Annotated in this window: 9 protein-coding genes and 2 tRNA genes; all 11 read right to left on the bottom strand. The window is 37.0% G+C overall.

The genetic code is table 11. From position 1 onward, the window contains the following. Positions 1-665: 665 nt before the first annotated feature. Positions 666-742: transfer RNA gene (locus Q7J67_02205), tRNA-Met, on the bottom strand. Between the two features lie 12 nt (positions 743-754). Then, positions 755-825 (bottom strand) — tRNA-Gln (locus Q7J67_02200). Positions 826-839: 14 nt separating this feature from the next. Next, complete coding sequence (locus tag Q7J67_02195) at positions 840-1,376, bottom strand: septation protein SpoVG family protein (GenBank protein MDO9464097.1); 537 nt, start codon at positions 1,374-1,376, stop codon at positions 840-842. Between the two features lie 33 nt (positions 1,377-1,409). Continuing rightward, positions 1,410-2,270 carry a 4-(cytidine 5'-diphospho)-2-C-methyl-D-erythritol kinase gene (gene ispE, locus Q7J67_02190; GenBank protein MDO9464096.1) on the bottom strand — a complete coding sequence of 287 codons (861 nt, stop codon included), beginning with the start codon at positions 2,268-2,270 and terminating at the stop codon, positions 1,410-1,412. After that, a complete protein-coding gene (locus tag Q7J67_02185) occupies positions 2,267-3,175 on the bottom strand; it encodes a dihydroorotate dehydrogenase (protein MDO9464095.1) in 909 nt (302 codons plus the stop codon). Before Q7J67_02185 ends, ispE begins: the two co-directional genes overlap by 4 nt. Next, entirely contained in the window at positions 3,172-3,993 is an 822-nt protein-coding gene (locus Q7J67_02180) for a dihydroorotate dehydrogenase electron transfer subunit (GenBank protein ID MDO9464094.1), read from the bottom strand. Before Q7J67_02180 ends, Q7J67_02185 begins: the two co-directional genes overlap by 4 nt. Next, entirely contained in the window at positions 3,990-4,619 is a 630-nt protein-coding gene (locus Q7J67_02175; protein ID MDO9464093.1) for a hypothetical protein, read from the bottom strand. The genes Q7J67_02180 and Q7J67_02175 overlap by 4 nt, the downstream gene beginning before the upstream one ends. Further along, positions 4,616-5,896 carry an MFS transporter gene (locus tag Q7J67_02170; protein MDO9464092.1) on the bottom strand — a complete coding sequence of 427 codons (1,281 nt, stop codon included), beginning with the start codon at positions 5,894-5,896 and terminating at the stop codon, positions 4,616-4,618. Before Q7J67_02170 ends, Q7J67_02175 begins: the two co-directional genes overlap by 4 nt. Further along, positions 5,893-7,188, bottom strand: coding sequence for a dihydroorotase (locus Q7J67_02165; GenBank protein ID MDO9464091.1), 1,296 nt, complete (start codon positions 7,186-7,188; stop codon positions 5,893-5,895). Before Q7J67_02165 ends, Q7J67_02170 begins: the two co-directional genes overlap by 4 nt. Then, positions 7,185-8,123: an aspartate carbamoyltransferase catalytic subunit gene (locus tag Q7J67_02160; GenBank protein ID MDO9464090.1), complete on the bottom strand. Its 939-nt coding sequence runs from the start codon at positions 8,121-8,123 to the stop codon at positions 7,185-7,187. The genes Q7J67_02165 and Q7J67_02160 overlap by 4 nt, the downstream gene beginning before the upstream one ends. 20 nt (positions 8,124-8,143) lie before the next feature. Then, the gene (gene pyrR / locus Q7J67_02155; protein ID MDO9464089.1) at positions 8,144-8,692 is read right to left on the bottom strand and encodes a bifunctional pyr operon transcriptional regulator/uracil phosphoribosyltransferase PyrR; all 549 of its coding nucleotides are present in this window, start codon (positions 8,690-8,692) and stop codon (positions 8,144-8,146) included. Positions 8,693-9,019 lie beyond the last annotated feature (327 nt).

The following is a 9,019-nucleotide window of genomic DNA, read 5'->3' as shown; positions in this document are numbered from 1 at the left end:
AACCGCTTTAGCTCTCTTTGACTTGCCATGATAATATCCCTTTCTGCCATAATACCCTCCTATTAAATCGGGTATTATAGCCTCTTTAAATTAGGACATTTCTAAATGTGCCAAATAGGACATTATCATTTGTGTATTACACAACAAAAATTAATGTCAAGGATTTTTTAATAAAAAGCCAAATAGGACATTATCATATGTGTATTACACTGAGTTTACTCGACAATATTTTTTTAATAGGTTTTTCCTGACTCATCTCAAATTCTTTTTGTTTCCCCTGCTTTAAGCTGCTTTTGTATTCTGGAAAATCCTATATTCACATAACATACCTTATGGGAAGTTGCTGACACTAAACCCGTATATTTCTAGTGCTTTTCCCCGTTTTTTCTACGAAAAACCCGCTTTTGTAACTACACATAAGATATTTTGTATTAAAGATTAGACCTTTTAATATATTTTGTTTTTAGGTATTTATATTTTCTGTTCTGGCAAAATGATAATGTCCCTTTGTAGCAATTTAAAAAGGGGATATTTTTAAATTGCCTTGACAGTAATGTATTTGCAAGAAGCTTTGATAAGGGTGCTATAGTTACTCTGAAAGAAAAAGGCTAGAAGAAAAATTCTCCTAGCTTATCCTTAACTCTTTGTGTATTAAACTATTAGCTTGGTAGCGGGGGTAGGATTTGAACCTACGACCTTTGGGTTATGAGCCCAACGAGCTACCGGACTGCTCCACCCCGCGATATTCTATATGTTGCCCGGCAAGGGCTCGAACCTCGAATCTCAGTACCAAAAACTGATGTGTTACCATTACACCACCGGGCAATTAAATTACTTATCTATTCAGGTTTTTCTATTTGATCAGTATTAAGCTCAATTTCTGGTGATTGCTCAGGAGTATCTTCGGACTGCTGTTCAACGTGTTCTGACGATTGCTCAGCACCAGGTTCAGTACTTACAGGCTGTTCAATCCCAGGCTCGGGTTTAACCTCCTGAGGCAATTCTGCCCTTTCTACCTCGTAGGCTTCTAATACCTTTTTTTGCAGATAATCTCTGGCTTCTGTAGTTATTGGATGCGCCACATCTCTGTGCTCATCTAATCTATTATCCTCTCCTTCTTTTCTTGGAACACTCTGAAATTCGAGAGCCTTGCCGCACTGATTACAAAATTTGCTTCTGAGAGCATTGCGATGATGGCAGTTGGGACATGCTTCTCTTACCTGCCGAGAAGGCATTGCTACAAACAATCCTTTTCTTCCATCAATAATTTTTAAGTCTCTCACAACAAAAGAATCGTCAAAAGTAACAGTTGCGTACGCTTTTAATTTATTTCCTTCTCTATCCCTTAGTCTGACTTTTACTTCTGTAATTTCCATTGAAATTCTCTCCTTAATTTGCTGTCTACTACTTTAGAGACCACTTGCCACATAACAAGCTACTTCTAATTTTGGGTCATTAGAAATTTTTTTGGCTATTTTATAAGCATTGTCTTTGCTTGAGGCTATACCAAAAACTGCAGACCCTGTTCCACTCATCAAAGCACCACTTGCTCCACAAGCTATCATTTTCTCCTTAATGGCCTTAATAAGAGGATATTCCTTAAACACCACCCCCTCCAATCTGTTAAACAAATTATTCACTATATCCTTTACCTGTAACTTCTTAAGTCTTGGCAATCTAGCACTATTTATATTTTTTGTCAACTCCCTATCCAGTCTTCCATATGCCCATTTTGTTGAAACACTTATATTTGGAATAGCTAGAACAAGCCATATTTTAGGCATAGTAAAGCAAGTGTGTATTTTTACTCCTCGCCCTTTTACCAGTGCAGTTTTACCATTAATGAAAAATGGGACATCAGAACCTATTTCTGCTCCTAATTCCTGTAATTCGGCGTTTTTTAATCCAATATTCCAGAGTTGATTTAATCCTTTGAGAACTGAAGCTGCATTGCTGCTACCGCCACCCAAACCAGATCCAACAGGTATCTTTTTGTCAATTGTAATAGAAATTCCCTTTTTAATATTGAATCTTTCTATAAGTAGTTTTGCTGCTTTGTATGCCAGATTGTTGTGGTTAGATGGAATGTTGATTTTTTTGTTTGGGCAGAGAATGGTTATATCTTTCAGCCTATCTTCTAGCAGGATATTGTCGCATAAACTTATTTTTTGAATCAGGCTTTCAATTTCGTGGTAACCATCATCTCTTTTCCATAATACTTCCAAAAATAAATTAACTTTTGCATAAGACTTTAGAGAAAGACTACTCATCTAAGTTGTCCTATAATATCTAACATTCTATTGAACTTGTTGTCTCTCATATAGGTCTTAATGCCCTCTATAATCTCACAACAAGTATTAGGATTAACAAAGTTTGCTGTGCCAATAGCAACTGCACTTGCCCCAGTAAGTAAAAATTCAATAGCATCGTCTGAAGTCATTATTCCCCCCATCCCAATTACTGGAATACGTACTTTTTTAGATACTTCATAGACCATTCTTAATGCTACTGGTTTAACCGCAGGGCCTGACAGCCCTCCAATGACATTTGCCAGCTTAGGCCTTTTTGTCTGAATATCTATACTCATGCCTATTAGAGTATTGATTAAGGATATTGCATCTGCGCCCCCGTCTTCTGCCGCTCTGGCAATTAGTGTAATATCTGTAACATTAGGAGTAAGTTTAACAATCAATGGCAAACTTGTAACTTTTCTTACCTTTCTAACAAGTTTATAAGTTGTATCTGCATCTTGGGCAAATAGTCCTGCATGTTCCACATTTGGGCAGGAAATGTTTAGCTCTAGACCTGATAATCCAATATCTTTAAATAGATCAGCAAGTTTGACAAACTCTGCCTCCTTGCTGCCTGAAATATTTGCTATAATTGGCACACCATACTCTTTTAGCTTTGGTAGCTTTTCTTCAATAAAAACTTTAGCTCCTGGATTCTGAAGTCCTATTGAATTCAGCATACCACCAACTACCTCCACAATTCTAGGTTGTGGATTACCAATCCTTGGTTCCAGTGTTATAGTCTTTGTAACAATTGCTCCAAATTTTTTTATATCTATTAGTTGTGAATACTCCAAGCCATATCCGAATGTGCCAGAAGCTGTTATTATTGGATTTTTCATCTTTATTCCAGCAATGTTTATATCAAGACTTAACTGTCTCATATATCCTCCCAAACCACTTCTTTAATATCAAAAACAGGACCGTCTTTACAAACCCGCTTATAATCAAACATCTTATTTTTTCGGATTTCGGATTTCGGATTTCGGATTTTTATACTGCATCCCATACACGCTCCAACACCACACGCCATTTGCCTTTCTAATGAGACCTGAGAGGAAACATTATCCTTTGAAACTAATTGATTAACCTGTTTCAGCATAGGGACAGGTCCGCAGACGAATAATTTTAATTTTGAATTTGTAGAAGAGATTTCTTTTTTTAGCAGTTCTATAACTGTGCCTCTAAGACCAAAACTTCCATCATCTGTAGATACTTTCACTTTGCAATCCAATTTTTTAAGCTCATCTATGCAGAGAATGTTGCATTTATCACTCGCACCAATAAGGACGGTTATATTTGAGCCTCTCTCAACAAGTCTCTGAGCAAGAAAATATAAGGGGGCAATTCCTATACCTCCCCCAACAAGAATTGGCAATTGGCAATTGGAAACTAATTGGTAATCAAAACCATTGCCTAATGGACCTATAACATCTATGGGATCTCCTGAGGTCTTCTTAGATAATAATCCTGTTCCTCTTCCAATTACTTTATAAAGAATTCCAATAATATTGTTTTCTATACTATGAACACTGATGGGTCTTCTTAATAAGGGATCATATGTATCCGAGCATTTTATATGCAGAAATTGTCCTGGTTTTACTCTGCAAGCTATCTCTTTTGACTCGAATGTCATTCTATAACAATTGGAAGAGACTTTTTTGTTTTCTATTATTTCTTTTTTGACATTAAAAATTTTCATTCGTTGATCTCTATCAATCTTACATTATCAAAATACACAACACCTTTTGGCCAGTATGCATACACAACTACCTTCATTTTCTGAGCAGTTGATACTTTAATTTTGAATGTTCTTGAGCATGTACTCCAATCTCCGGGGTTTTCAGGGTAACAATGCATAGGAGCACGATACACCTCAAAGGATTTCATCTTTTTCTTATCATACCCGTACGCTTTTACAAACACAATAACCTTGGGGCCGTTTTCCTTTCCACTAATACCTACGCTTTTAATATCTATACTGAGCTTATATTTCTGGTTATATGCGCAAGGAATATATTCGCTTTCATACTCCATTCCGCTTGTTGCAGCGATTGAAGTCCATTGCTTTGCTGGCTCGTTAAGTCTGAATTCTACGCATCTACCCGTAGGCGATTCAGTCTTATTCCACAGGAGATTTTTGTCTTCTATTACTTTGCCTTTTGCACTTTCATATACCTGGACTGTAGAATCCTTTCTCGCATTAGATCCCCAATGAGCAGGCATAAGCCGTCCGTTCTCAAAATCACCATTTGGAACCAAATTGACCTCACAATAAGCAAGCGCAGTAACTTGTAGAAACAATAAGATGAAAATTTTTGTTCTCATGCCACTCGTGGATTCTTCTTTATAGGCAAACTAATTATAATCATAGCGATTAATGAGCTGATAGTAGCGAGAATGAATAGCAATCTGTAAGAAATGCAGTCTATTATCATTCCTCCGATGATTGGACTAATAGCAGTAAAGGGAGCTCGTATGGTATTTATCAACCCTATATATGTCGCCCTTTTATCAGAAGGCGCTAATTCAAGAATAAGATTGTGATAAGAAACTGTCGTGAACCCTACACAGATGCCCATAATGATAAAGATAATATACGCACCTGCAATGTTATTAGTCATCAAAGCCCATATACTGCAAAATGCAGCAATTAATCTGCTAGCTGTAAATACTTTTTTTGCTCCCAGTTTATCCGTTAATTTGCCTCCGATAGCAGCTGCTATAATCTGTGATATGAGAAGAACTGCTGTAAATATTCCAACATCTCCAATGGGCACATTAAATTTTTCCCTTACATATATAATATAAAATACATTTGTCATTGTTGGGCCAAAAGCTGACATTATCATACAAAGAACAAATCTTAAAAAAGATGTATTTCCCAGGATTGATTTAGCATTGGAAAAATATTCCTTAGGAGATGTTCTATCAGCAGCTTTTGGAGCATGAGGCTCTCTTGTTATAGCAAGAAAAGTGTTTGCAAGGCAGAGAAATGAAAATGCCAATAAAAAGCATATGGCAAAATTAACAGGGAAGGGGTATGCTGCAAGGATATATTTTATGCCAAAAGCTCCAAATACAGCAAGTCCTGTCCCTATTATATACCAGTATCCATAAAAAACACCTCTTCTATTCCTTGAGATTAATTTTCCAACAAAAGCAAGCCATGTTGGTGTAGCCAGTCCTCCAAAAAGAGAATAAATGGCAAACGCAATAAAGAAAACAACAAGAGCTAGTTGGGAAGATGCTTTAAAAAAAACGAGAAAATAAATAGCAAGTATCAGCCATGGGAAAGCATAGATTATTTTGAGAAAAACAATTATTCTTTTTTTCTGCTTAATTGGTTCTGTAAAATATGCTGATAATATCTGTGGAACCAGCCAGAAAAAAACGAAAATAGCAGGAATCAGCCCTATAACAGTTTTTGAATCTGTGAGAAAGCTTAAGAAAACTGGTAATACCGTTACTGTTGAAACAAATGTTCTGCCAAATACATCAAAGGAGTGTTCAGCGATATTGAAGGCAAAATTCCATCTTCTGAACATGAATATTTCATGTTTGTAGCGCTTGACTTTTTGTTCAGTAATATGAGAATCTGTCATTTGCTCTCTCTTATTGAATCATAAAATACAATCTTTCCGCCAACAATGGTTGCTACTACTTTGCCTTTCAATTTTCTATTGTGATACGGTGAGTTTTTACTTTTTGAGAGAAACCTGTTTACATCTACGACCCATTTCTTATTCTCATCTATTATTGTTATGTCTGCGTCTGAGCCGATTTTCAATGTTCCTTTTGTCTTAAACCCAAGAATTTTTGCGGGATTGCAAGAGAGCTTTTCAATAAGCTTGGATAATGATAAAACTTTGCTGTGAACAAGTTCTGTAAGGGCAAGCCCTATAGCTGTCTCAAAACCAATAATTCCGAACGGGGCATTATCATACTCATATTCCTTCTCTGTTATTGTGTGAGGAGCATGGTCTGTTGCTATAACATCTATTGTTCCATCAGCAAGCCCGTTTTTTATGGCTTGAATATCATCTTCGCTTCTCAGTGGGGGATTAACCTTCGTATTTGTATCATAACCATTAATAGCTTGTTCTGTTAATGTGAAATGGTTGGGTGTTACCTCACAGCTGATCTTTATATTGCGGGTTTTAGCCTCTTTTATCAATTCTACTGTTCCTCCGCTTGACACATGAGCAATATGTATTCTGGTATTCAACATCTTTGCTAAGCTTATATCTCTAAAAACAGCAATTTCCTCTGCTTCCCTTGGAATGCCTTCCAGTCCCAAGACAGTTGAAATATAACTTTCGTTTATCATTCCTTTCCCTGAGAGCGTCTTATCTTCACAATGTGATATTACCAAAATATTAAATATCTCACTATATTCAAGTGCCCTTCTCATGAGAGCAGAATTTTCTACCCAATTACCATCATCTGAAACAGCAACTATTCCCGCATGCTTCATATCTCCAATCTCTGCAAGTTCGGTCCCCTTTCGCGCCTTTGTAATTGCACCTATAGCAAACACATTGACCTTACCTTCTTTTTTAGCTTTTTCTAAAACAAACTTTACAACAGACTGATTATCTATTGCGGGTTCTGTATTCGGCATACAGCAAACTGACGTAAACCCGCCCTTTGCAGCAGATCGAGTACCTGTGGCTATTGTTTCTGCATCTTCCCTTCCAGGTTCTCTCAGATGAGCATGCATATCAATAAATCCGGGAGAAACTATCATGTCTTTAGCATTGAATACCTCACAACCGTTTTCCCTGATATTCTTACCTAATTTGCATATTTTATTATTTTCTATCAATATGTCCGTCTTTTCATTTATATGTTGAGATGGATCAACAACAGTTCCGTTTTTAATGAGTAGTTTCACGCGCTCACCTCCTTAGTTTTACTGCCCATAACAAGATAGAGAACAGCCATACGAACTGCAAGTCCATTAGTTACCTGTTCGAGAATAACTGAATACGGTCCATCAGCTACTTCAGGCATAATTTCAACACCTCTGTTTATAGGGCCTGGATGCATTATTAAAACATCCCCTTTTGCATACTTAAGTCTCTCGCTTGTGAGCCCATAGAACTTTGAATATTCTCTTATTGACGGGAAATAACTTTGTCCTTGTCTTTCTTTCTGAATCCTTAGTGCCATAATAACATCTACATGCTTTATGGCATGTTCTATATGATAGAAAACCTTTGCACCCGTTTTTTCAATATCAACAGGCAATAATGTCTTCGGCCCACATATTCTCACCTCTATCCCCATTTTCCTCATACCCCAGATGTTGCTTCTTGCAACACGGCTGTGTCTGATATCTCCAACAATCGCTACCTTAAGTCCCTCTAATCCGCCTTTTTTCTCTCTTATTGTAAACATGTCCAGAAGTGCCTGCGTTGGATGCTCATGAGTTCCGTCTCCAGCATTTATAACACTGGCATTTAGCTTTTTTGATAGCATATAGGATGCACCTGAAGAGCTGTGACGTATCACAACACAATCTATTTTCATAGCTTCAATATTTTTTGCTGTGTCAATGAATGTCTCACCTTTTGAGAGACTACTTGTTGAAGCAGAAAAGTTTACCACATCTGCGCTCAGGCGCTTCTCTGCGAGCTCAAAAGAAATCCTTGTTCTTGTACTAGGTTCAAAGAACAAGTTTGCAATAGTCTTTCCCCTTAATGCCGGTACTTTCTTTATCTCTCTCGTTGATATTTCTTTGAATGATTCTGTTGTGTCTAAAATCAGCTTAATCTCTTCCTTTGTTAAGTCCTCCAGTCCAAGAAGATCTTTTCTATTCCATTCCATTTCTATCCCTTTCCCTTTGCCTATTTCCCAATAATTATAACCTCTGTCTTTTTATCGTATTCTTCCAATCTAACCTCAACGATTTCCCTCTGAGAAGTAGGGACGTTCTTTCCCGCATAATCAGCTCGGATAGGTAGTTCTCTATGTCCTCTATCTACTAAAACTGCTAGCTGGATTGCCTTTGGTCTGCCAAAATCAATCAGTTCATCTAATGCTGCTCGTATAGTTCTACCCGTATAAAGAACATCATCCACTAAAACAACCACTTTATTCGTTATATCAAAAGGGATCTCTGTCTTATGAACCACTGGCTGGGAAGCAATAGTGCTTAAATCATCCCGATAAAGAGTTATATCAAGTACGCCAATAGGAATAACGGACTTTTCTATTTGTTTTATTTTCTCTACTATTCTCTCTGCAAGAAAGACCCCTCTGGTTCTTATGCCAATAATTACCAGATTATCTGTTCCCTTATTTTTCTCAACTATTTCATGAGCTATACGGCTGATTGTCCTCTCTACACCTTCTTTGTCCATAACTAGCCCTTTTTCTTTCAAACCCATATTCATTCCTCCAATCACAAAAGCTCATTTACATAAATAAAAAACCTCCCTAAAAAACTTAGGAAGGTCTCTTCTTTTATCATATTTCTTTTCCTTACTAGCTTCTCAGAACTAGTTTAAAGGTTTATCCTCAAACAGGAGGTTAACATAACAACCTGTTTATGTCAAATTTTCGCTTACAAATGAAATAAATTATGCGGAGGCTGAGAAACATAGGTAACACTCGTGGTATGATAGAAGACATCCAAACATTGCGAGCTAGCGAGCAATGTTTGGAGCAAGAATCTACCATATCGGAGGAGTTGCCAAATGAGAAAGACAGCTAGTTTTTAC

The sequence above is a fragment of the bacterium genome (assembly GCA_030652805.1).
Taxonomy (GTDB): domain Bacteria; phylum JAHJDO01; class JAHJDO01; order JAHJDO01; family JAHJDO01; genus JAHJDO01.
Note: the sequence above shows the minus strand (reverse complement) of the source record. Positions and strands in the feature narration are given on the sequence as shown.

Bases quoted from the DNA above. Each gene is read 5' to 3' on its own strand.
- ispE (MDO9464096.1), bottom strand. From the start codon at position 2,270: ATGAGTAGTCTTTCTCTAAAGTCTTATGCAAAAGTTAATTTATTTTTG.
- Q7J67_02195 (MDO9464097.1), bottom strand. From the start codon at position 1,376: ATGGAAATTACAGAAGTAAAAGTCAGACTAAGGGATAGAGAAGGAAAT.
- Q7J67_02170 (MDO9464092.1), bottom strand. From the start codon at position 5,896: ATGACAGATTCTCATATTACTGAACAAAAAGTCAAGCGCTACAAACAT.
- Q7J67_02175 (MDO9464093.1), bottom strand. From the start codon at position 4,619: ATGAGAACAAAAATTTTCATCTTATTGTTTCTACAAGTTACTGCGCTT.
- pyrR (MDO9464089.1), bottom strand. From the start codon at position 8,692: ATGAATATGGGTTTGAAAGAAAAAGGGCTAGTTATGGACAAAGAAGGT.
- Q7J67_02185 (MDO9464095.1), bottom strand. From the start codon at position 3,175: ATGAGACAGTTAAGTCTTGATATAAACATTGCTGGAATAAAGATGAAA.
- Q7J67_02160 (MDO9464090.1), bottom strand. From the start codon at position 8,123: ATGGAATGGAATAGAAAAGATCTTCTTGGACTGGAGGACTTAACAAAG.
- Q7J67_02180 (MDO9464094.1), bottom strand. From the start codon at position 3,993: ATGAAAATTTTTAATGTCAAAAAAGAAATAATAGAAAACAAAAAAGTC.